At 36.6% G+C, this 24,351-nt stretch carries 23 protein-coding genes; 7 read left to right on the top strand and 16 right to left on the bottom strand.

Going from position 1 to position 24,351, the window contains the following annotated elements; all coding sequences use genetic code 11:
• The first annotated feature begins 121 nt into the window (after window positions 1-121).
• Both IGQ45_01410 and IGQ45_01405 read left to right on the top strand, forming a co-directional pair.
• Entirely contained in the window at window positions 122-2,698 is a 2,577-nt protein-coding gene (locus IGQ45_01410) for a M1 family metallopeptidase (protein MBF2055885.1), read from the top strand.
• A gap of 110 nt (window positions 2,699-2,808) precedes the next feature.
• Window positions 2,809-3,249 carry a DUF4281 domain-containing protein gene (locus tag IGQ45_01405; GenBank protein MBF2055884.1) on the top strand — a complete coding sequence of 147 codons (441 nt, stop codon included), beginning with the start codon at window positions 2,809-2,811 and terminating at the stop codon, window positions 3,247-3,249.
• 115 nt (window positions 3,250-3,364) lie between these two features.
• Here the strand turns inward: IGQ45_01405 and IGQ45_01400 are convergent, their stop codons facing one another.
• The 9 genes from IGQ45_01400 to IGQ45_01360 form a co-directional block, all read right to left on the bottom strand.
• A complete protein-coding gene (locus IGQ45_01400; protein ID MBF2055883.1) occupies window positions 3,365-4,951 on the bottom strand; it encodes an FAD-dependent oxidoreductase in 1,587 nt (528 codons plus the stop codon).
• 479 nt (window positions 4,952-5,430) lie between these two features.
• Complete coding sequence (locus tag IGQ45_01395; protein ID MBF2055882.1) at window positions 5,431-6,201, bottom strand: tetratricopeptide repeat protein; 771 nt, start codon at window positions 6,199-6,201, stop codon at window positions 5,431-5,433.
• Window positions 6,202-6,292: 91 nt separating this feature from the next.
• The gene (locus tag IGQ45_01390; GenBank protein ID MBF2055881.1) at window positions 6,293-6,745 is read right to left on the bottom strand and encodes a hypothetical protein; all 453 of its coding nucleotides are present in this window, start codon (window positions 6,743-6,745) and stop codon (window positions 6,293-6,295) included.
• 386 nt (window positions 6,746-7,131) lie between these two features.
• A complete protein-coding gene (locus IGQ45_01385) occupies window positions 7,132-7,617 on the bottom strand; it encodes a 2Fe-2S iron-sulfur cluster binding domain-containing protein (GenBank protein ID MBF2055880.1) in 486 nt (161 codons plus the stop codon).
• Between the two features lie 364 nt (window positions 7,618-7,981).
• Window positions 7,982-8,650, bottom strand: coding sequence for a 4-vinyl reductase (locus IGQ45_01380; GenBank protein ID MBF2055879.1), 669 nt, complete (start codon window positions 8,648-8,650; stop codon window positions 7,982-7,984).
• A gap of 12 nt (window positions 8,651-8,662) precedes the next feature.
• The gene (locus tag IGQ45_01375) at window positions 8,663-9,139 is read right to left on the bottom strand and encodes a phycobilisome protein (GenBank protein ID MBF2055878.1); all 477 of its coding nucleotides are present in this window, start codon (window positions 9,137-9,139) and stop codon (window positions 8,663-8,665) included.
• A 16-nt stretch (window positions 9,140-9,155) separates the two neighbouring features.
• A complete protein-coding gene (locus IGQ45_01370; protein MBF2055877.1) occupies window positions 9,156-9,557 on the bottom strand; it encodes a hypothetical protein in 402 nt (133 codons plus the stop codon).
• Between the two features lie 356 nt (window positions 9,558-9,913).
• Window positions 9,914-10,630, bottom strand: a complete 717-nt coding sequence (locus IGQ45_01365; GenBank protein ID MBF2055876.1) for a 4-vinyl reductase — start codon at window positions 10,628-10,630, stop codon at window positions 9,914-9,916.
• Between the two features lie 139 nt (window positions 10,631-10,769).
• Window positions 10,770-11,600 carry a pentapeptide repeat-containing protein gene (locus tag IGQ45_01360; GenBank protein MBF2055875.1) on the bottom strand — a complete coding sequence of 277 codons (831 nt, stop codon included), beginning with the start codon at window positions 11,598-11,600 and terminating at the stop codon, window positions 10,770-10,772.
• Between the two features lie 589 nt (window positions 11,601-12,189).
• Here IGQ45_01360 and IGQ45_01355 point away from each other — a divergent pair.
• The 4 genes from IGQ45_01355 (at window position 12,190) to IGQ45_01340 (ending at window position 15,394) form a co-directional block, all read left to right on the top strand.
• Complete coding sequence (locus tag IGQ45_01355) at window positions 12,190-12,540, top strand: rubredoxin (GenBank protein MBF2055874.1); 351 nt, start codon at window positions 12,190-12,192, stop codon at window positions 12,538-12,540.
• A 24-nt stretch (window positions 12,541-12,564) separates the two neighbouring features.
• The gene (locus tag IGQ45_01350) at window positions 12,565-13,593 is read left to right on the top strand and encodes a photosynthesis system II assembly factor Ycf48 (GenBank protein MBF2055873.1); all 1,029 of its coding nucleotides are present in this window, start codon (window positions 12,565-12,567) and stop codon (window positions 13,591-13,593) included.
• 350 nt (window positions 13,594-13,943) lie between these two features.
• Window positions 13,944-14,504, top strand: coding sequence for a DUF2854 domain-containing protein (locus tag IGQ45_01345; protein ID MBF2055872.1), 561 nt, complete (start codon window positions 13,944-13,946; stop codon window positions 14,502-14,504).
• 284 nt (window positions 14,505-14,788) lie between these two features.
• The gene (locus IGQ45_01340; GenBank protein ID MBF2055871.1) at window positions 14,789-15,394 is read left to right on the top strand and encodes a nucleoside recognition protein; all 606 of its coding nucleotides are present in this window, start codon (window positions 14,789-14,791) and stop codon (window positions 15,392-15,394) included.
• 620 nt (window positions 15,395-16,014) lie between these two features.
• Here the strand turns inward: IGQ45_01340 and IGQ45_01335 are convergent.
• Window positions 16,015-17,919, bottom strand: coding sequence for a cation:proton antiporter (locus IGQ45_01335; protein ID MBF2055870.1), 1,905 nt, complete (start codon window positions 17,917-17,919; stop codon window positions 16,015-16,017).
• Window positions 17,920-18,322: 403 nt separating this feature from the next.
• On the opposite strand from IGQ45_01335, the gene IGQ45_01330 reads away from it, so the two are divergent.
• Window positions 18,323-19,147 carry a pentapeptide repeat-containing protein gene (locus IGQ45_01330; protein ID MBF2055869.1) on the top strand — a complete coding sequence of 275 codons (825 nt, stop codon included), beginning with the start codon at window positions 18,323-18,325 and terminating at the stop codon, window positions 19,145-19,147.
• Window positions 19,148-19,166: 19 nt separating this feature from the next.
• Here IGQ45_01330 and IGQ45_01325 read toward each other — a convergent pair whose 3' ends face one another.
• From IGQ45_01325 to IGQ45_01300, 6 genes are all read right to left on the bottom strand, one after another.
• Entirely contained in the window at window positions 19,167-19,517 is a 351-nt protein-coding gene (locus IGQ45_01325) for a hypothetical protein (GenBank protein MBF2055868.1), read from the bottom strand.
• On the bottom strand, window positions 19,517-20,512 hold the full coding sequence (locus tag IGQ45_01320; protein ID MBF2055867.1) for a site-specific DNA-methyltransferase: 996 nt from the start codon (window positions 20,510-20,512) through the stop codon (window positions 19,517-19,519). The genes IGQ45_01325 and IGQ45_01320 overlap by 1 nt, the downstream gene beginning before the upstream one ends.
• Window positions 20,513-20,515: 3 nt before the next feature.
• The gene (locus tag IGQ45_01315) at window positions 20,516-21,574 is read right to left on the bottom strand and encodes an aromatic ring-hydroxylating dioxygenase subunit alpha (protein MBF2055866.1); all 1,059 of its coding nucleotides are present in this window, start codon (window positions 21,572-21,574) and stop codon (window positions 20,516-20,518) included.
• A gap of 315 nt (window positions 21,575-21,889) precedes the next feature.
• Window positions 21,890-23,365: a glycogen synthase GlgA gene (gene glgA, locus IGQ45_01310; protein MBF2055865.1), complete on the bottom strand. Its 1,476-nt coding sequence runs from the start codon at window positions 23,363-23,365 to the stop codon at window positions 21,890-21,892.
• A gap of 153 nt (window positions 23,366-23,518) precedes the next feature.
• A complete protein-coding gene (gene grxD, locus IGQ45_01305; GenBank protein ID MBF2055864.1) occupies window positions 23,519-23,842 on the bottom strand; it encodes a Grx4 family monothiol glutaredoxin in 324 nt (107 codons plus the stop codon).
• A 170-nt stretch (window positions 23,843-24,012) separates the two neighbouring features.
• Window positions 24,013-24,267 (bottom strand): BolA family transcriptional regulator, encoded by a 255-nt coding sequence (locus tag IGQ45_01300; protein ID MBF2055863.1) that lies wholly within the window; start codon window positions 24,265-24,267, stop codon window positions 24,013-24,015.
• Window positions 24,268-24,351 lie beyond the last annotated feature (84 nt).

The raw sequence follows: 24,351 nt of genomic DNA, 5'->3' as shown, positions 1-24,351 counted from the left end.
TAACAAAATAAAATGATCGATAGTAAATAATAAGTTTCCGCAACCCGTTCTGACAAAATATCACTGTAAATTAAAGTTGTTATAATAGTTTGAATATGTATTATTGATAACTTAACAGATTATGACCCGTAATTATTATTTTGACAGTGAAGCAAAAAAAAGTTTTGAGTTACCCGGTGCTAAACCTCATTATAATCCACATCGTTACGGGCAGGTACAACATATTTTCTTGGATTTAACATTGGATATTCTTCAAGAAAAATTTAATGGTGTTTGTACCATTACTTTAACCCCAATTCGTTCTAATATTACTCAATTAAAACTGGATGCAGTTGATTTAGAAATCAAGTCAGTATTAGTTAATAATATCAATCAAAATTTTGATTATGATGGAGAAATTTTAACAGTTAATTTGTTACAGGTGGAGGGCGCTGATGATTTGCAAATAGCCATACAATACTCCAAAGAAAAGCCTCAAAGAGGTTTATATTTTATAGCGCCCTCCACCAATTATCCTCATAAACCGAGCCAAGTTTGGACCCAAGGGGAAGATGAAGATTCTCGTTTTTGGTTTCCTTGTTTTGATTATCCGGGGCAGTTGGCAACTTCAGAAATTAAGGTAAAAGTTCCAGCAGAATATACAGCTATTTCCAATGGAGAATTAGTCAGCATTCAAAAAGTAGAAGATAGTAAAATTTATCACTGGGTACAACCTCAAATTCATCCTACTTATTTAATGACTTTAGCTGTGGGCAAATTTGCTAAAATTGAAGATAAATACAATGATATTCCTGTGGATTATTATGTGGAAAAGGGCAAAGAAAAAGAAGCAGTCATCAGCATGGGAAAAACTCCTCGGATGATTGACTTTTTTAGCAAGAAATATGGTTATGATTATCCTTTTTCTAAATATGCCCAAGTTTGTGTGGACGATTTTATATTTGGGGGGATGGAGAACACTTCTACTACTTTATTGACAGATCGTTGTTTATTGGATGAGCGAGGGGCGCTGGATAACTACAATACAGAAAGTTTAGTAGCGCACGAATTGGCACATCAATGGTTTGGGGATTTAGTGGTGATTAAGCATTGGAGTCACGCTTGGATTAAGGAGGGCGCCGCTTCCTATGCTGAGGTATTATGGACTGAGCATGAGTATGGCAAGGATGACGCTAGTTATTATTTACTAAGAGAAGCACGGAATTATTTGCAGGAAGATGCTTCTCGTTATCGGCGCCCGATTGTAACTAATATATACCGTGAAGCTATTGAATTATATGATCGTCATTTGTACGAGAAGGGCGCTTGTGTTTATCACATGATTCGAGGTTTATTGGGTGAGGAATTATTTGATCGGGCAATTCATACTTTTATTAATAATCATGCTCATCAAACGGTAGAAACTATCGATTTGTTACGCTCCATTGAGAAAGCAACAGGTTATAATTTAGGGGCGCTTTTTGATCAATATGTTTTTCGTGGTGGACATCCTGATTTTCAGGTAAGTTATAGTTGGGATAATGAGTCAAATTTAGCTAGTGTAACGGTTAAGCAAACTCAAGCTAAGGAAGAAAATGGCAAATATATTGATTTATTTGAGTTAAAAATTCCTCTTGGTTTTGGTTACTTTAATCAAGAAACAGGAGTTAATTTAAAAGAGTTTTCTTTAAAGTTAAACAAACCTGAACAAACCTTCTATTTTCCTTTAGGTGAAAAGCCAGATTTTATCAGTTTTGATGTTAATAATTATCACTTAAAAACCGTTAAATTAGAATATGGTTTTAGTGAATTAAAAGCGCAATTAAAATTTGATCCTGATCCCATTTCGCGCATTTACAGCGCCCTCACCCTTGGCAAAAAAGGTAATCTTGAAGCAGTGAAAACCTTAAAAGAAGCATTTTTAACCGAAAAATTCTGGGGTGTAAAAGTAGAAATTGCCAAACAATTAGGCAAAATCAAATTAAATCAAGCCATGGAAGCGTTAATGGAGTTTAGCACAGAAGCAGACCACCGAGTGCGCCGTGCGGTGGTGGGCGCATTAGCGAAGCATAAAACTGAAGCCAGTTATCAACTTTTACGGAAAATTGCTCAAGAAGGTGACCCTAGTTATTATATCGAAGCGGACGCTATTGCCTCTCTCGGCTCATTGGTGACGGGTACTCTTTCAAATAAACAAAATGAGGTGATCGAGCTTTTAAAGGACATCTTGAAGACCAGAACAGGCTTAAATGAAATTGTTAGGGGAGGGGCGCTGAATGCCCTAAGTAAATTAACCACATCATCGGAAGCGGCGCACCTCATCGCAGAATATACTCAGTTGGGTATTCCTCAACCGTTGCGATTAACGGCAATTCGTTGTTTAGGTGCGGTGGCAAAAGGTCAAAAACCTGAGCAATTAACTTTGATTTTAGAACAGTTTGAAGAAATCATGAAAGATACTTTCTTTTTGACTCAAATGGCGTTAATTTCTGGCTTGTCGCAAATCGAAAATAGTCAAGCTATTGATTTATTATCCACTTTAGCCGAAAGTAGCCCTGATGGTCGAGTGGTGAGGCGCGCTGAAGAAGCAATTAATCAAGTGCGCGGAAAATTGGGTAAAGATAAAAACCTCGAAGATTTACGGCAGAAAGTAGAAAAATTGCAGGAAGAAAACCAAGACTTAAAAAGCCGTCTCGGTAAATTAGAAGCTAAAGAATAGGGAAAAAAGACAAGGGGTTTAAACCCCTTGTTATGAACGATTAAAGTTTTATAAGTATGTTACAAATAAACTAATACCGTTTTGTAAATCATTAACTAAAAAGAAAAAAAATGAACTTAGAAATATTATTTAACATTGCCAATCTTTTTGTATTGCCATTTTGGTTTTTAATAATTTTTGTGCCAAATTGGTCAATTACTAAGAAAATTATGGAATCTTATTATATTTTTATTCCTTTAATCGCTGTTTATATTTATCTTTTTATTACGGGTTTAAATCCAGAATCTATCGAAAGTCTAGCCAATCCTGACTTAAATGGATTAGCTAAAGCCTTTAGCGATCCTACCATTACTTTTGCTGGTTGGGTTCATTTTTTAGTATTAGATTTGTTTGTCGGGCGCTATATTTATTGGCAAGGACAAAAAGAGAAAATTTGGACAATTCACTCATTAATTTTATGTTTATTTGCTGGACCTATTGGTTTTCTTTCTCACATTATTACCCGTGAAATTCAATCTAAATTTTTAGTCAAAGAAAAATTAATATCCTGATATTTTCTATCAAAATAACTTCTTTTTTTCTCTGCATGGTTTTAATTTCCATTGGCAAATCCTATTTAAAGAAAAAAGTAGGGTGGAGGGCGCCCTCCACCCCATCTATGATAAATTAGACTGAAACAGTAATGTTTTCCTGTCTAATTTGTGTGATAATTTGTTCTACTTTTTCCCTAACTTCCTCAGCCACTTGGCTATCTAAAAAAGTCAGACGAAAACGGCGCGATAACACATCTTCTGATTTTTGTGCCATCTCATAACGACACACATAAACCACCTCCGCAGTGATAAAAGGATATTGAAGAGTTAAGCGCTCTAATCCACACTCTTTGATAATATCAAGGATGACGGGCGCCCTCCCCCCATAATAATTAATCAAATGATGACGAATATCGGGTGCTTCGATAACTTCTTGTAACTGACTATCAAGGGTAGCAAAATCGAAATTTTCACCACCAGCTACTGGCAACATTTCCACATCAGTGGCAAAATTATCCTTTTGAGGTAATTGCTTAATAACTTGATTAACCGCATCCTTAGCCATTTTACGAAAAGTAGTCCATTTACCCCCCGTAATGGTAATCAAACCACTAGGAGAAGAAATAATTGTATGATCACGGGAAATTTTTGCGGTAGAATTAGCTTGATGGGTAGGAGAAACCAACGGGCGCAATCCACACCATGCCGACAACACATCTTCCCGACTCAACGGCTTACTCAAATACTGATTAGCATATTTTAATAGATACTGAATTTCTCCCTCTGTCGCTACAGGAGAATCGGTAACTTTTGCCTCTTCATCTGTCGTACCAATCAAAGTGAAACCGCGCCATGGCACAATAAAAATTACCCTACCATCATCAGTTTTAGGAATCAACAGCGCCCCTCGCCCCGGCGCAAACGACTTATCTGCTACAATATGAACACCAGAGCTAACTTTAAGTATATCCTGCGATTCAGCTTGATCTAAATGCCTAATGGCATCACTATAAGGACCTGTAGCATTTAATACTACTTGAGCGTTAATTGTAAAAATTTCCCCCGTCAACACATCCTTAACCTTAGCACCACAACAGCGATTATCTTCCTTGATAATTTCTAGCACTTCCAGATAATTAGCTAAAGCGCACCCCAAATCAATGGCTTTCATGGCAACTTCCACATTCAAACGCGCATCATCAAACTGCCCATCATAATACATAACACTGGCAATCATGCCTTCAGTATTTAAACTGGGGAATAACTCCAAAGTATCCTTGAGACTTAACACCCGACTGCGCCCCAAACTTTGTTTTCCTGACAAAAAATCATACATCAACAACCCAGAGAAAAAATAAGGCAGTTGCCAAAATTGATATAACGGGATAATCAAGGGTAAAGATTGCGCGAGATGGGGCGCCATTTCAATTACATTTTTGCGCTCAGATAAAGCATCTCGCACCAAATTAAGTTGATTTAAGTCAAACTGCTTAAATGCTTGTTCTAAATACCTTACTCCACCATGTAATAATTTTGTACTACGGCTACTGGTGCCAGAGGCAAAGTCAAAACGTTCTACCAGCGCAGTTTTTAAGCCCCGTTGAGTGGCTTCTACGGCAGAGCCTGTACCCGTAGCTCCTCCGCCAATAATTAGACAGTCAAACTGTTCATTTTTAAGTTTTGCTAATTGTTTTTCTCGTTCAATTAGTTTTATATTCATAACCTCAATACTGATAACTTCTTCTTCAGTATAGCTAAACCTTGATTTTACATAGCTTTTTAATCAATTATTCTTACTAGGCTTTGCTGAAAAAGTAGAGTCGTGGGAAGTGTGGGAAGTAAGAAGTGGATAGTAGAAAGGTTTATAAATCAAAGATTTTAGGATAATCATAGCCTGTTAAAAATTCCTAGTTTTCATCAATCACTTTTGATTTTAGGATGGAAAAAATACAGTATTTTTAGAGGAAAAAGTCAATTTATGACACTTTTTGTTATGTAGAATAGACTTTAAACCTTTATTTAGACAAGGGTTTTGATTTATTCAGCAAACCCTAAATACTTTGGCAGAACAAAAAAGTGCCCCTCACCCTCCTTTATTAAAAAAGATTGGCAAGGAGTTAAAATGAAAAATCTGATTAAAAAATAACATTTTTACCGTATTTTGTGCTTTGAACCCTAATACAGTCCATGTTTATTAAATTAATTGGCGAATAATTCCACACCTACCACCATTTCCTGATGAACACCATTACCATTACTATGTAATTGATGAATATTGCGACTCATTTCCCGCGCCTGTCGATAACTGTCAATTTCTCCTTTCTCAAAATAAAGTAAAGATGCTTTGCGTAAATCGTCCACTGCTTTTTGTTTTGTGCCAGTTTCTAGGTATAAAATACCCCGTTTATGATAGGCTTCAGCATAACGAGGATCTTTATTAATTGCTTCAGTATAATCCGCAATAGCGCCCGCCAAATTACCCAAACGATAATGACTATTTGCCCTTGCAAACAAAAATGACGCAGATTCAGGCTTAACCCGTAACTCTTGAGAGAGATTTTCTACCTGTTGTAAATTATTAACAACTTCATTAATACTTTTTGCTTGAGCATCTATACGCCCCACCTCCGCCGATAACTTATCATTGACATCGATAATACTATCATTAAGTTTAGTTTTAGCATTATCTAATTGATTACCAAAATCAGCTTTAAAACTAACCAAACTATTACTCAACTCTTGATGATTTTCTTCCAATTTAGCCATCAAATCGTCAATAGTTTTTTCTTGACGGTTAAAACTATCAACCAAAGTCTCATGATATTGTTTACGACTAAAAACATTACAACCAACCCCAATAGTAGCGCCCACCGACAACGGCACAACATTGCCCATGACAGCAGAAACCACAGCGCCCACCGTCGTCACACCTAAACCTACATAACCCAATACATCAGCTTGTTTTTCCATAACTTTTTTAAACCTCTTAATAACTAATAATCAAAAATGACATTTTCCTCCCCCCTTAAAAAGGGGGGAATGAGGGGGGTTAACCTTGTGACTAAACCAAAACCGCGCAATTAAGCTCAAAAATAGGAATTGCCAACTTAGCTTCTTCAGGAGTCAAAAACTGAGGAATCACTTTTAATAAAGCATCGTAAGTATCCTGATTATCACCCTCAAACTTGAAGGCTTGGGAGATAGTTTGAAACCATAACAGCATATTAGTGCGGAAACGCTCCATATCATCAAACAACAGCGCCGCCGCCGAATAGCGCAATAAATCAACCAAATCCCTTAAACAAGTGGCGTAATAATTCTCAAACTCAGGATTACGTTTGATTTTTTCATCTTTTACCGCTTTAATAATTTGTTTCGCCGAATCTCTAATTTTGATGTATGCACTCTGGCGCAACTCTTGAGTTTTGAAATAATCTTCCAAAAAAGTTAACTCATAATCTTGAGCATAGCGCCCGTCAGCCTCTAAAGTTAACTCAGCAAATTGTTTTAACATGATTGTAAACTCCTGTTGTATTAGTATTTTTCACTTTATCTCCTCCCTTCTCAAGCAGGGCGTTTTCATTCTCAAAAATGTTAGTTTCTCAAACTAGCCAATAATCTGAAATTCAGAGGTTTTTAACTACTAATAAATCAATTAATAGTAAAAAATCCTCCTGTCTCCCTGAATCTCCCCCCTTTTTAAGGGGGGTTGGGGGGGATCATCCTTATATTGTCTTCTTGTCAAAAACAAATCAATTTTGATCCTGACTTTGAAAACACCCTGCTTCTCAAGGGGGTTAAAATCCCTCACCCCACCCCCTCTCCCAAAGGGCGAGGGGAGAAAGATGAAGTAGGTTGGGTTGAGATAACGAAACCCAACAATCAAAAAGGTATCAAGCCCTAAATAGCGTCTTCAGTTTGGGCGAGATACTGATTAACTTCCCCTTTTGTATCCTGTAATTGACTAATCATCGACCGAGTAATCAACTTGCCTTCTTCCACAAGAATTTTGCCAGAAATGGGATGTAAGATATTATTCTGCGCCCTGCGCCCAATCAAAGCATCAATATCGTCAATTTGCGAAAGATACATCCCCGAAGGCAACTCGATAACTACCCCTTCCCCAATTACCCGCGCTTGACAAGCAAGACGAGAATTCATTTTACAAGTGGTAATAACTTCCAACGTGCGCTTTTCTCGGCGGTTGAGAGGCGATAAACTTTCCATCCCTTCCTTAATGTAAACGTGACAGGTGGAACACATCCCCCTACCGCCACACTCTTGAAGTACGTTAAGATCATTTTTCAGCAATCCCGATAATAAATTATCATTGGTTTTAATTGCTGTTTCCATACCGAGGGGATCAAGTTTAATTGTTTTTGCCACTGCTTATACCTCAAAAAATTCTCTGCTTTGTTAATAACATGAACCAAAAATCAAGGGATCATTCGATTAAATCTCCCCGCTTCCTAAGGGGGGCGTTTTCATTCTAAAAAATGTTAGTTTCTCAAACTAGCCAATAGTCTGAAATTCAGAGGTTTTTAACTACTAATAAATCAATTAATAGTAAAAAATCCTCCTGTCTCCCTGAATCTCCCCCCTTTTTAAGGGGGGTTGGGGGGGATCATCCTTATATTGTCTTCTTATCAAAAACAAATCAATTTTGATCCTGACTTTGAAAACGCCCTGCTTCCTAAGGGGGGATAAAAGCCCTCACCCCCAACTCCTCTCCCACAGGAGAGGGGAGTAATTAACCAGCAGTATTACGACAAAAACGCTCCATAATAGTTAAGTGATCATCACCATCTTCTAACCACTGTTTACCTTGTTTGATTCTGTCTTCCAAACCGATAACAAAATGATTAGCTTCAGCGCCCATCGACTCACAGCTAGTTTGCAGACACCCCAACTCCTCCCCAGTTAACTGAGAGAAGAAAGAAGCTAAAACCCCTGCTTCCGTTTGACAAGAAAAACGCTGATTTGGGGGTGCCGCCATAGCAAAAGGTGAATTAACACTTCTTACCACAATAAAACCCTGAGAATAATAGTCAAAATCAAAATCAGCCACTCCCCAGCCATGGGTTTTCCAGCATTGTTTTAGAGAACTGATAAACTCAATCATCTCCATATCAGCCAAAGCCTTTTCGTAGTATTCACTAATTTCCAGCACAAAACGGCGGTAAAAGTTTTTACCCCACCAGCGCCCGCAGTTGTATAATACAACCCCAGAGGCTTGACCGATTTCCTCCTCCAATCCCTCATACATTCCCTGTAAAAAGACTTCAGGTAAAGCGATTAAACGAGAACCTTGTCTGGTTTCCAACAAGCCTAACTCAAAATCACCTTGTACATAGGCATCGGGGGCAAAATAATTACCCTTAATGGGTTGCTTGGCGATTAAATCCGCAATAGAAATCATACTCACTTCCTCTTATACGGTTACTTGATCGTTAATTAAATAATTTTTAGCTTGGCTTAAAAACGGTTTGATGTATTCTAGTCCGGAGGGCGCTGGTAATACTTTAGCTAACTGTGCCAATAAAGAATCATAAACCGCTTGATCAATTTCCCTCGATTGACGCACCGTGACAATATCCGTCAACCATTCCAATAAGCGACGCTCTAAAAACTCAGGATTATTGAGTAACATTGCCATAGAAGCGTAGCGCATGATTAATAACCAATGTTGTAGAGAAGTTTCTAAGTCTTTTTGCGCCACTCCCGACATTTTTTCTAACAATTTATCGGCTACGGGTTGAAATATGTCGATCTCCTTATCTCTAATTAACTTATAGACTTTCAATTTAGCCTGTAAACCGGTGACGTGCGCTGATAAACTCTCTAAATTTTCACTTTGCAGATAACTATATTCTGCCTGGTGAATTAATGCTTGTAATTCTGGATACATAGATTATTCTCCTTACTTAAAATAAATCCGATAAATCACCAAGATTTAACTCTTGTTTCGGTTGAGAAATTCTTTTTTTTGTTTCCATCACTGGATTTTGAGCTACCATAGCAGGGGAAACTATCTTTGTACCCTCCCATTTCATAGCTTGGAAAAAATCACTCACTGACACTTTTAAAGAAAAAGTGAAATTTTCCTCTACAGCGCCCGTCACCGGCATATTAACCGCCATTTTTTTGACACCGCGCCAATTATGATGGGTAAAAAAATCTTTCACCGTCAGATCCAAACTAGGAATAAAATCATCATTAGTAGTTGACTGCTCAACCACTTCCATCGCTTTCTTTAAACCTTGCCAGTTAGCTTGGGCAAAAAATCTACCGACACTAATTCCTTTTGATAATTGCTTGATTCCCATTAGATACATTGTTTTCCAGTGTACAAATGCCACTGTGTATTAATTAATAATGGACAATTGGTAATGATTTTTTATTAACTCCTTTCCTTAACGCTCCTCTCCTGTGGGAGCAGGGCGTTTTCATTCTCAAAAATGTTAGTTTCTCAAACTAGCCAATAATCTGAAATTCAGAGGTTTTTAACTACTAATAAATCAATTAATAGTAAAAAATCCTCCTGTCTCCCTGAATCTCCCCCCTTTTTAAGGGGGGTTGGGGGGGATCATCCTTATATTGTCTTCTTGTCAAAAACAAATCAATTTTGATCCTGACTTTGAAAACGCCCTGCTGTGGGAGAGGGGTTGCGGTGAGGGTATTATTACTTCATATATTCCCCATTGACTAATTTCTTCTCAATATCCCTAGCGCCCGCCCCCTCATTGTGCCAGAAGGTAGCAGCATCAATGCGATCTTGTTTTCCCAACAAAAACTTACAATAAGTTTCTCCCATGGAATAACACTGAATTTCGATACAGTTTAATTTTTTATTAATAAAACGACTGAAAAATCCAGCCATTAATCCAGCGTAAATGTGACACACAGGCTTACCCACATCGCCGAGGGTGCGCGCTACGGCGGAATCGAAAATATTAACAAACATAAAACCGTTTTTCTGCTCACTCAAATCTACATCCCAGTTGCCCCATCCTTGAGTAGTAAAAGGCCACCACCACGCTTCTAAGACATAGAGAAGATTCATCTTATGAATATCCTTGTCATACTCATATTCTTTTTGAAACCAATTCATGAAAAAGTCCGCATCTCTAACTCCCCATGCCTTGCCGATGTTATACATCACGACACTAGACGCAGGTCCAACTTCTTCTTCCAAACCTTCAATCAAACCAACGATGAAATCTTCCGTAACTAAAACGTTGCGAGAATCATTCCAATCATTGATACTGCCATTAACAGGGTCAAAATGAAAAAAATCTTCTATGGTATAGTGATCATGTTTTTTTGGATATTTACTTTTCCATAAATTTTGAGAAATTTTTTCAACAGTTCGACTTGGTTTTATCGGTGTAAAAGTCATAGATAAAATATCCCTAATTAAGTAAATTAATTATTAGTTAAAAATTATTTCAAATCAACCTATTTATACTTTAATATCTTTTGATGTTAAGAGTTAAATTATTAAATATTTCTCAACATTTGCTTTACAGTTCTTCACTTCATACCACTTGCTTCTTTAGCAATGACTGAATAGTTAAATGTTTGTCTTCAATAATATTTGGCAAATCTTGGACAATTATGGAACATTTTTTAACAAAAGAATTAGTCCATTTTTCCAACCATTTTAATTGAATCATTGTAGCTTGTTGATTTGATGATCCTGAAAAGGTAATTTTACTATTTTTGTCCATAGTAAAACCCTGTAACCATTCCACTTCAGGACGAGATTGTTCAAAGTTTTTCGCCGTAATAGTTCCCCCTAAATAACGACTGGTAATACTAGCAATATTTTCCAAATTACTAATCACATCCCCAATGGTGACTTTATGGCTCATAGCGCCCTCAAACGAGGAAACAATTGCCATGCCTAGTTTTTCAGGCTCAAAACCCCGATCAAAACGGGTGGCACTATCATAGACAGCACTTCTAAAGTTGGCACCACTGAGGTGGGCGCCGTTGAGGAATGCGCCACAGAGATCCGCTTTACTAAAATCAGCACGAGTCACAAAACTACCGGTTAAATAAGCCTCTTTTACAATTGCTTTACGCAAATTAGCTTTAATCAGATAGGCTTTGATGAAATAAGCACCCGTCAAGTTAGCGCCCGTCAAATTAGCGCCCGTCAAATTAGCTTCATTAAAATAACAATTACGCAAATCAGCGTTACTTAAATCAATATCTCTCAGGTCAGCATAACTAAGATCAGACCCTTGTAAATTAATCCCTCTTAGCTTTGCCCCTCGCAGATCAATACGCCTTAACTGTTGCTTAGGAAAGTCTCTCTCTCCTAAATTGTAGTAATTTTTAATATCAATGTTGCCTATGACCATGCTTATTTCCTCTTTTTTCAATGCGTGTAGTTTATTTGTAACTTTAGAGTATTATTTAGCTTTTAAAAATTTAATTTTGTACTAATAATCACATGATAACAGGTAAAAACTCAAAAATATATGTTGGGGATCAATGTTTTACAAAAATTCATGTAATGAGATGAAAAGATATATTTGTAAAGGATAGAGCTGTATTTATACTTAGTTATTTTCACATAAAAAACAATTTTATATTATCTTTAATTAGTCACTTAATAATTACTTAAGTAAGAGTTAATAGTGTAGAATTTTTCTACATAGGTTATGGTAAGTGTCATTTCATTCACTATTCTTCTCAAAAACACAAAGGGCAAAGGTAAACTAAAAGATATTTGACATTGCCGTTAAATTTGCTCACGTTTAAACAAATGGGGTTCTAAACCCTCTATTTTTTGAGAAAAAGGACAAAGTAACAGAGCAGAGCTGATTTATTCTTAAACTTCTAATTTAGATAGAGTAGAAACTACGGAGTTAGGAATGATTTACGGGACTAAAGCCAATTTTATGTAATAATTCTTAAAGAACTTTTAAGATTTACCCCAATAAAGTCATGAGTGAAGCAGGAAAAAATGAGAAAACCTTAGCAGAACAAGCCCCAGCCAGTTATGAATGTCGCTCCTGTGGCTATCGTTATGTACCAAGTAAGGGTGATTTACAAAATAATATTAACCCTAATACAGAGTTTACTGATTTACCGAAATCATGGCGTTGTCCTGTGTGTAGCGCCCCTCAACCTGCTTTTGTCAATATCGGTGCAACGGATGCGCCTTCTGGGTTTGCAGAAAATTTAGAATATGGTTTTGGCGTTAACAATATGACTCCCGGTCAAAAAAATCTCCTAATTTTTGGCGGTTTAGTCATCGGTTTCTTATTTTTCATTAGTTTTTACTTTACAAATTAAATTATTCAGGTATAAAAATTAATTATGAATCGATTATTAAAAAATTTAAAGCAAATTGGCATGGTGCTAATGATTGGTTTATTGTGTGTCAGCTGCGCTTATGCCCCTGCTTTGGAGACAAATCCTTGGGAAACTATTACCCTTGATACTGATGCGACTTTTGCTGATGTGGCTTTTACAGATGACAAAAATCATGGTTGGTTAGTGGGTACAAAAGCCAGTTTATTTGAAACTTTAGACGGTGGCGATACTTGGCAATCAAAAACCCTCGACATTCAAGAAAAAGAAAGAATTACTTTTACTGGTGTTAGCTTTTATGGTGATGAAGGCTGGGTAACGGGTGAGCCTTCGATTCTTTTACATACTACCGATGGCGGTGAAAATTGGCAACGGATTCTCCTTAGTGACAAGTTACCCGGCGCCCCTAACGATATTATTGCTTTAGCGCCCTCCACCGCCGAAATGGTGACTAATTTAGGGGCAATTTATGAAACGAAAGACGGCGGTAAGACTTGGCAAGGTTTGGTGGAGGGCGCTGTGGGGGTGGCTCGTAATATCAATCGCTCCCCTAGCGGTAAGTATGTGGCAGTCAGTGCGCGCGGTAATTTTTACTCCACTTGGCAACCGGGAGATACGGAATGGACTCCCCATCAACGTAATTCATCTCGTCGTTTACAAAATATGGGCTTTTTGGATGATGACAGACTTTGGTTAATTGCCAGAGGTGGACAAATTCAACTCAGTAAATCTAATGATTTTGAAAATTGGCAAGAACCCATTAACCCTGAATTTTCTACCAGTTGGGGCTTTTTGGATATGGCGAAGGGCGCTGGTAATCAATTATGGTTAGCAGGTGGTAGCGGTAATTTATTAGTCAGTGAAGATAACGGTTTAACATGGTTAAAAGATCGTGATATTGAAACCGTTGCTTCTAACTTATATAAAGTTGTTTTTTCCGGTGAAGATCAAGGGTTTGTTTTAGGTCAAAGAGGTATTTTACTAAAGTATAATCCCAGCAAAAATACTACCGTTATTGAGGAAGAAACTACATAATCGATTAGACCTCCCCAAAATTAGCATTTTTCTAGGGTATTTCGGGCTTCTAGCCCGATAACCATATAGCAATCCTAAATCATTAGACCTCTCCAGAAATTCTAGTTTATCGACAGGGATCATTTAGAAAACATTAGTAATTTATGAAAATAACATTCAAATTGATTCCTAAAATAATTATTGGAGATGTCTATTTGTGGAAAAACCCTCTTCAATTCCCCCTTTTATTAGAAAATATTACTCCCCTCTCCTGTGGGAGAGGGGTTGGGGGTGAGGGTAAACCATTTTGATACTGACTTTGCAAATCCCAGACTTTTAAAATTATTTTTATCTATTTTCAATTCAATTTTATGCTTAGAAAAATACCCCTCGCTCTCGTCGGTTTAATCGTTGGACCAATTTTAACTTCAGTTGGTTTTTATGCTTATTTTGTTGGTAATTCTACTCTCAATTTAGCTGGTTTTTTTTATGGTATTCCCTTACTATTAGGGGGATTAGCCCTCAAAGCATCGGAATTAAAACCGATTCCCTTCGCTCAACCTACCACCCCAGAAGTCCTTAAACTAAGAGAAAGTCAAGCTACCTATACTCAAAATCAACTGAGAAAGGATGTCACGCGCTATCGTTATGGGCAAGAAGTGCATCTGGATTATGCTTTACAAAAGCTAGGTTTCAGCACTACGGATGAACTGCGCCCCATTTTAACTACGATTCAGGAAGTAGAGTTAGATGGTCATTATACTTTAATTTTACAGTTTGAATCACCTTTAACTCGTTTTGATATTTGGCAAGAAAAATTAGACAAAATTACTAAGTTTTTTGGTCCTGATATTGAAGCAAAAATCGTTGATCATGATAATGGAATGATTGACCTCGTATTAATTTCCACCGTTTTACAAGAGCAAAATTAAATAATTGAGGCTCTTCTACTTTGAGTATGATAAATTATGTCTAAAAAAAGGTGTCAGGTATTAGGTAAAATGCAAACCATAAAGTTATAACAATTGCATTTTAAAAATACTAAAACTATTATATATCAAAGGTTTTGTTCGTTATTTATTATTAATTTTTCATAACTATTGCAGAAGAGCCATAATTGATTATCCATTGTCCATTGTCAATTATCCATTTGCTTTCACGACTTCACTTTTTCAGCACTGCCCAATTATCTTCCTTTCTACTTATCTAAAAAATTATGTTAAATTACGTTTGGTTTGCCATGATAGCGGTTTCGGTAGTGGTAGGGGCGCTGACGGGTAAAATAGATGCTGTCACAGAAGCCGCCATCAGTAGTGCTGAGTTAGGGGTAGAGTTGGCCATCGGTTTAATTGGCATCATGGCATTATGGCTCGGCATTATGAAAATTGCTGAAGTGGCTGGTTTAATTGATATAGTTGCTAAAGTAGTACGACCGATTACTATTTGGCTATTTCCTGAAATTCCTCCCGATCACCCGGCGGTTAGTGCTATGGTACTGAATATGTCGGCGAATGTACTGGGGTTGGGTAATGCGGCCACGCCGTTGGGTTTGAAAGCGATGCAGGAGTTACAGAAACTTAATCCTAATCCCGACACAGCTACTAATGCCATGGCAACTTTTTTGGCGATTAATACCTCCAGTGTGCAGTTGATTTTACCAGCTACTGTGGTGGCGTTGATGGGCGCTGAGGCTAGTGATATTTTTATCCCTACCATTCTCGCTACTTCCTGTTCTACCATTGCTGGAGTGGTAGCTGTTAAATTTTTATCAAAGTTATCCTATTTTCAAATTAATGAAACTGACTCAGATAGTGATGAGTAAAGATTCTCTTTGCGCCTTTGCGCATCGAGGCGAGAAACAAAAAATGTGGTTTATTACCTCAGTTCGATGCAAGAATGCCTGATAAGGGTAGGTTTCAGGTTGCAGGTTGCAGGTTTCAGGTGTAATTTTCAGACGATGATCTAATTCGATCACAAAATTGAACTGAAAAAATCAATTAAGATATATTTTTTGTCAATTTTTTCACCTAATACCTAACACCTGATACCCGACACCTTTACAGCACCGAAAATTTTATCTCGAACTCAGGTTTTATTAATATAGTTATTTTAACGGCTAAAGCCCTATACGGGTTGAATAATATTCAACTCCTACGAGGCAAAAGAAAATAAATTCGGTCGATGTCTAATATCAAGTTCGGATAATCTGTTATACAAGATAATATCTTCGCACTTTACCCACCGTGTAATTCATTACACGGAACCAATGGTATTGCGTTCAATAAATTGAACTGAGATGTTGATCTTACTAATTTATAAGTTATCAAATGGACTTGATATAAGTAAGTAAGCAAAATTAATTGTGACTTTTATTTTTCTCAAAGCTATAACAACAAGGGGTTTAAACCCCTTGCTTATATACAATTAATTTTGTACGAGAACTTATTTAACATTAACCGAAAGAGGTATTTCTTCCACTTTGGGTAACTTTTCTAAAGTGAGACGAGGAGAGGCAGAAACTCCCGATAGCCTTTTCAATAGTTGTGGTCGAGGGTCGTGTAGTAAATAGATAATTTCATCTCCTAACTTCCATTCTTCGGTGGATTGGACTATCTCTAACTTGTCTTTTCTTTTTACCAGTAATGGTAATAATTCCCCTCCGGTAATTAAGGCTTGGAGGTGAATTTGTTGAAAATCAATGGCTTCTCCCTCACCCCTAATCACAGTTTTACCGAGACGAAATAACCCATCGTTAATGTATTGATTCCAAGTTTTGATTTGTATATCGTTAATAAAAGGTTGGGCTATTTTTTGCTTATTAGCTTTAATATTATTTTCTTTTTTCTCATTAGGAAAAACTGCTAATACTTTGGGGGGAGAAAATTCTTCGATGGCGCGCTGGGCAATCATCAAATTAACATCGCCATTATTTGTTAAGGCGACTAAAGTGCCTACGGAGGTAATTCCTGCTTTTTCCATGACATCCGGGTCTAAACCACTACTTTCAAACACAGGTAAATTATCTTGTTTGGCACGGTTACAAGCCTCTGTATCTGTATCAATCAAAACAACTGATTCTCCTTGACTTTGATAAATACGCCCCAATAAGCGCCCGATGGGATTACAACCGATAATAACAGCGCCCGTCGCCTGAGCCGATGTTATTCGTAACCATTTTGCTACTCGACCAGCAGTTAAACCCTGAGCAAACACCGTCATCATAATGGTGAGAAAGACTAAACCCTTAATAGATTGACCACCATTGATACCGTTTTGGGTTAATAGAATAGAGAATAAAGAGGCAACAGAAGCTGAAACGATACCCCTAGGAGCAATCCAAGCTATAAATAACTTTTGACGGCTATTTAAACCACTATTCCAAGTACAAATGATCACGCTTAAAGGGCGCACGATGAACATTAATGCCAATACGGTTAAAACACTGCCTCCACCTAGTGCAAAAATACTATCTATAGATAAATCGGCGGCGAGGAGTATAAATAAAACTGAAACACATAAAACCGTCAGTTGTCCTTTAAAACGTAGTAATAACCTTTCTTCGGGGATACCAGAAGCGCGCACCACAATACCAGCGATTACCGTTGCCATTAATCCCGACTCACTTAAAATCATTTGAGAGAGTCCAAATGTACCCCATACTCCGGCTAAAACCACTAAATTTTTTAATTCTTCAGGAACAAAATTAGCATTTTTTTGAAAATATCCTAAAAAATAGCCACTTAGCCCCCCGATTAGCGCCCCTATGCCCAAGCGAAATACTAACCTCGTGATAATATCGAGAGGATCAGCAGAACTATTAATAATGGTATCTAATACCACCACAGCGAGAATGGCGCCCACCGGATCAATTAAAACCCCTTCCCCTTCCAAAATTGTGGCAACTCTCTTATCCACCGCTACCTGTTTGAGGAGGGGCGCTACTACGGTTGGACCAGTTACAACCACCAAAGAAGCGTATAAAAAGGCAATTTCCCACGGAAATTCAGCGAGGAAGTGCGCCGCTACCCCCCCACAAAGAAAAGTAATTAAAGTACCGATAGTGACGAGATTGCGTAAACTGCCCGATACCTTATCTAACTGACGCAATTCTAGGTTTAATCCCCCTTCAAAAAGAATAATCGCCACCGCTAGGGCAACTAAAACCTCTAACCCTACCCCCAACAACTCAGGTTGCAGAATACCTAGCATATCTCGCCCTAAAATTACTCCGAAAATGAGTAAAAAGACAATACTAGGTATTTTGAAATATTCCCCGAATACCTGAGAGCTAATTCCTGCGCAAACAGTGATAATGATTTGTAGGGTAAGGGTAAAAGATTCTTCCATCGTTAATGAAGGTAATTACCTAATGTTATGATTTCGTTCATATATATTAACTTACTTACTCAATATAAACTCAGTTTGATTTGAACTGATTGCTTGAAAATATAAGGGATTTTAATTACAAGGTAAGGGGTTTAAAGCTCTTGTTAAAAGTTTTTATCTGGAACTTTCGGTATAATTAGATGGCACTGAAAAGTGCATTCATAAGGACAAATGGACAATTGATAATGATGAAGTTTTGCTATCTTAGTGTATTATATGTAATCTCGTATTTAAACTACATTTTTATAAAAAAAGCGTAATTTTGTATATTTTTTGACGACTGTAGCCCGTCTTAACCTTGATGAATCAATATTTCTGAATTATTCAGCCCTAATTAAAGTGAAATTTTCACATTTATTTACTGATGGAAGAAAAGAAAAAAAAGCCATTACTACCCCGCATTTTTAGCAAATTTCAGCGCACCTTATCATCATTTTTAAGTGCCATTGCCTTGGCAGTAACAGGTTCAGTGCATATTCCAGAAATCGCCATTGGACCGATTGTGGGCGCTTTAATTACTTCTACTACTACCCTAATTTTAGGGGCGCTGACCATTTCCAACATTTTTAGTGAGCAATTTTTGTATAGACCACTACAAATTCAAGATAATAATGCTCAATATAACCTGGAATTAGAAAGTTATCGTCATAATATTCTCAGTAATTATCTTAATCAAATTACCCAATTAACTTTAAATTATTCCTCATGGCAATTACAGCAGGACTTTAACCTATTAAGAGCTGATACCCAAGCAACATTAGCTGAGTTAAATGGAGAAAGAAAACGCTATATGATCATTTTTTTGAAAGATACTCATTTAATCAGTTTTAATCAGTCTCAAGTATCTAATAATTTACTCAAAAATGCTAATTTACAAGAAGCTAAATTAGATAATTTAGACTTATCTTATAGTAATTTTTTTCAGGCTGATTTAACTAAGGCTAATCTTAATAAAACTAATTTTAAAAAAAGTAACTTTCAGGAAGCCAATTTAAGTGAAGCTACATTGATTAATGCTAATTTAGCTGGAGCTATTCTTAAAGAAACAGATTTAACTAAAACAAATTTAACCAATGCTTGTTATGATTTATTTACTAAATTTCCCATAGATTTTGACCCAGAAAAAGCAAAAATGAGGGAAATTAAACCCTTTACAGAATGCAAATTTATTACGGTTAGTAAAAATTAAAAAACTGCACTAATATAACCTAAATTCCACAGCATGAAATTGCTAAAAATAAGTCCAAAGGACTTGATTTACTTTTCGTGGAAAGATTAGAAGGCTTATAATGAGAAGTATAATAATTTTGTGAATAATTACAAGAAATTTTTTTTGATTGCCAATTTCTTTGACTAAATTTTTTTTTGAATGATTTATTTAGAGAAGATGGACTGTATAACATATTACCAACCATAGTTTGTTCTTTACTGGTTTTCGTTTTATGTTCGAGTGCATTAATATTTTTTATCACGTCTTGAACTTCTTTAAATTCATCCTGAAAATGTTGATTAATAAAATTTTCACCGTTGTTAAATGAATACAATCCACCAATAATCATTAATTTTTTTCCTGTTGATTTAATAAATTTAATTGTTGATAAATAGACTTTTCTTCTTGCCATTCAGGGGGAATTTGACTCACTTTTTCTTTCCCTGTTGGTTTATGGATAATTTTGCCTAATGGTCTAATTTTTAAATCATTATTGTAATACTTATTAATTCTATCTATTGTCACATTAATATATTCTAATTTTTGTTCACATCCTATGGCTTTTCTTTTATGTTTAATACTAGCAATAATTGACGAGCCTACTCCAGCAAAAGGATCAAAAACACGGTCATTTTCCTTTGTTAAAGCTAAAACACAGCGTTCTACTAATTCTATAGGATATTGACAAGGATGAATAGTTTTTTCGGGATGATTTGATTTTACATTGGGAATTTCCCATATTTCTTTTTCCCAATCTTGCAAAACTATTTCCCAATAATCAGAGGGGTTTTTTCCTTGTGGATTACCTGAAATTTGTCCCTTTTTTTCTCCTTTATAATGTCTTTTACCCGGATATTTTGCTGGAACTCTAACTGCATCCAAGTTATAATAATAATTATCAGTTTTACTAAACCATAAAATGGTTTCATAGCGCCCTGAAAACCTTTTAGAGGCGTGGAGTCCATGACCAAAATGCCAAATTATACGATTACGAAGTCGAAAATTAAAGTTTTTAAATATGGGATAATAATAAATATCTAAAGGATAAACTTCGCCATCTTTTACATAATTTCCTACTTGCCAACAAATATGACCATCATCTTTTAAAATACGATAAAATTCTTTAATAATTGATGATTGATTTACTAAATATTCTTCAATACTAAGATTTTTTTCATATTCTTTGCCCATATTATAAGGCGGAGAAGTAATAATTAAACTCAAAGATTTGTCGGGAATTGTTGATAAAAAATCTTTATTATCGCCATGATATAAAATCAAGTCACTGTTGGAATCATAACAATTTTTAATTTCATAATCATTGTTTAATATTGATTTCTGCATTGTTTAACTTCTAATTTGTTGAGAATTGAGATATTGATTAATAATTAATTGTTGTACCTTTACCAGCGCCCGATTCACCTCATAATTACGTTGGATGGGATTACGATTAAAAGAATCTTGCTCTTGAATTATCATCTCCACATCTTGGCGCACTAACCCTTCCAATAACCCCTTAGCGGCATTAAATAAACTATTTTTGATAAATCTCCTAAACCAAACAGGCAACTTATGTAAACGCCAAAAAGACTCAAGGGAAGTAAAATGAATCAAATAAGCCTTAGTGATGGTTTCATCCACAGGGCAAAATAAACAGTAAATTTTAAAATCCTGCCCCAAACTAGAAGCCCAATGAGGATAAACATAGCTTACCTTGAGAGGTTCAGGATGTAAACGCCGTAGTGCGGGAAAAAATAACTGGGAAATTGACCAAATTTTATCGATGCGATAATAACTTTGTGCGGAATATAAAACATCAACTCTTTTTTCAGAGGTTTCAATGTCTTTTAAAGTAGCTTCCGCCCATGCTTGGTAATTATCATGAAGATGCCCATGGTGCATATCCATTAAATTTTCAATCAAATAAGAATAATGTCCGGGGCAGTCAATTTCCGCTACACTAGCAATATAGTTCAAATGCTCCCATTCTGGTAAACCCATGGGCTGGATTTGGTCATAATCACCGTCACCGGGAAAAATCCAGATAAAACCATCTAACTCTTTGACGGGATAAGATTTAATTTTGCAAGTGGGGATTTTCTGATTTTCCGCTAAATATGGTACACCAGCGCACTCCCCCCCTCCATTAAATAACCAACCATGATAAGCACATTCAAGGTTATCATTAACCACCTTCCCAGAGCTTAATTTTACCTGACGATGGGGACAACGATCCTCCAACGCAATTACTTTCCCAGCGCCATCTCGATAAATGACTATATCTTGGTGCCAGAGACGGGCGCTGTAAGGTTTTGCGGTAATTTCGCTACTTCTAGCCACTACATACCAATGATTAAGGTTAATGCCACAAGTGCGGATATTCGGTTTATATTCTAATTGTCCCATTTTTCTAAAATACTTTTTACTAAAAATATACTTATCCCCCTCTCCTATGGGAGCAGGGTGTTTTCAAAGTCAGGATCAAAATTGATTTGTTTTTGACAAGAAGACAATATAAGGATGATCCCCCCCAACCCCCCTTAAAAAGGGGGGAGATTCAGGGAGACAGGAGGATTTTTTACTATTAATTGATTTATTAGTAGTTAAAAACCTCTGAATTTCAGATTATTGGCTAGTTTGAGAAACTAACATTTTTGAGAATGAAAACGCCCTGCTATGGGAGAGGGGTTAGGGGTGAGGGTTTCAAAATTAAATTATTCATTACTTATGGCGAATATAATCATACAAGCGCACATACTGCTTACCCGGCTGATTCCATGAGTAATCATACTCCATGCCCTGCTTTTGTAACTGTTCAAAATCCTTCGGAAAGTGATGCCATAAACCGATGGCGCGCGCCAAACCAGATTCCAACGCTGGGTAATCATTTTCATAGAATACGTAACCATTACGCTTTTCTGGAGCATGATGTTGATCATAATCCTTATCAAACACCGTATCCATCAAACCACCTACACCGCGCACCACTGGTACAGTACCATATTTTAAGCCGATCATTTGCGTTAATCCACAAGGTTCATACATACTAGGTACGACAATTATATCCGCTCCAGCATAGATGAGGTGCGCTAATTCTTCATGGAAACCCAACTCTAAATGACAATCGGGGTTGTTATTGAGAAAATCCTTTTCGTGGCGAAACCAATTATTAATCTCAGCGCCCGTCGCCGAACCCAATAATACAAATTGAGCATTATGATGGAGAGAATAATAGAGGGCATGATGTACTAACTCTACCCCTTTTTGATAGTCTAAACGACCCACAAACGCCACAATAGGCTTATTTTCATCCCTTAATAATAACCTTTCCCTCAGCGCCCGTCGATTTTTACTTTTACCTTCAAAATTTTCCATAGTATATTGAAAAGGAATATGAGTATCGATTTCAGGATTCCAGATATTATAATCAATACCATTAAGAATGCCATCAAATTTGTAATGATGTAACTCTAAAGTATGCCCTAAACCATAACTTACATCGCTATATCTCGCCTCCCAAGCATGATGAGGAGAAACAGTATTAACATGATTTGAGTAAACAATGCCACCCTTCATTAAGTTAATAGCAAAAGGGTTAAAATTATCCCGTAAACGCTCATAACTATAGTAGTAATTCTCATTATTTAAACCAGTAGCCTTTAATAACTCACCACCAGCGAAGCCTTGATGTTTAAAATTATGCACCGTAAAACATACCCTTTGATTAGCCATACCATGCCATTTGTAAATTTCATACAATAACACAGGCACTAAAGCCGTTTGCCAGTCATGACAGTGAATTATATCAGGGCGCTTATTACTGACTAACAAAAATTCTAGGGCAGCTTTGGAGAAAAAAGCAAAACGCATGGCATCATCATCACAGCCATAGTAACAACCACGATCAAAAAAATTATCATCGGAAAGAGGTTTAATGAAAAAGCATAACCTACCGTGAACCCAACCGCAATAAACCGAGCATTTTATTTCACCATCATACCAAGGCACTGCTAAATCTTGGTAAGCATCATGAAGCCCCCAAATATGGTCATAACGCATACAATCATACATAGGGAGGATAATTTCTACCGTATTACCCCGATTCTCAATTTCTCGACTCAAGCCATAAACAACATCACCTAATCCCCCAGCTTTGATAACTGGTGCGCACTCTGAAGCGATATGGACTATATACATAGAGAACTTTAACCCCTTACTTTATGTTATGCTTATTTTTGAAATTGATTATGTTATATCATAATATTTTAGATTGGGATAAAAAAGGGATTTAAAAAGACAAAGTTTAAAGGGCAAAGGGCGAATGTCAAACACCCAATACCCAATACTTAATTACGAAGCGAGGGCGACTTCGATCATTTGTTGTAGTTCACCATTTTGATATAATTCAATTAAAATATCGCTACCACCGACAAATTCACCGTTGACATATACTTGAGGAATCGTGGGCCATTGGGAATATTCTTTGATACCCTGACGAATGTCATAATCAGAAAGAACATCAAAAGTTTCAAAAGGTACACCAAGGGTATTTAATATTTGTACCACATTATTGGAGAAACCACATTGAGGCATTAATTTATTGCCTTTCATAAAAACAAAAACGGGGCTACTATTAACAATGTCATCAAGGCGCTGTTTTAATTCAGGTGTCATATTTTATCTATTAATCACTACTTTATCGCTACAGTTTTACTAAAAATCATAACAGATTTTTGATAATGGACAATGGACAATGGATAATGGAAAACTACTCATTATCTCTCCTTTCTCCCTTTCCTCCTCTGCTACCCTTTCTCCCCGTCTTCCTGTCTTTCTGTCTTCGATTACTTACTCATACTAGCCCAAGCGGAGGGGGTGAAAGTTTTTAAGGCTAAAGCATGGATAGCTTCAGATTGTAGCTCAGTGTGGAGGGCGCTGTAAACTAACTGATGTTGTTTTACCATAGTTTTCCCCTCAAAAGCACTAGATACCACTATAGCTTCAAGATGATCGCCACCGCCGGTTAAATCCCTTACTACCACCTCAGCATCCGGTAACTGACTTTTAATTGTGGTTTTGACTTGCTCTAAACTAACCATGTGTTATTACTTATGCGATATGTACTAAAAATTGCTCCCAAACAACTTCATTTTACCATCACTTTTATAATTTATATATTTTCT

Origin of the sequence: Cyanobacterium sp. T60_A2020_053, assembly GCA_015272165.1 — a bacterium.
Classification (GTDB): domain Bacteria; phylum Cyanobacteriota; class Cyanobacteriia; order Cyanobacteriales; family Cyanobacteriaceae; genus Cyanobacterium.
This window is presented reverse-complemented; position numbering and strand designations above follow the sequence as displayed.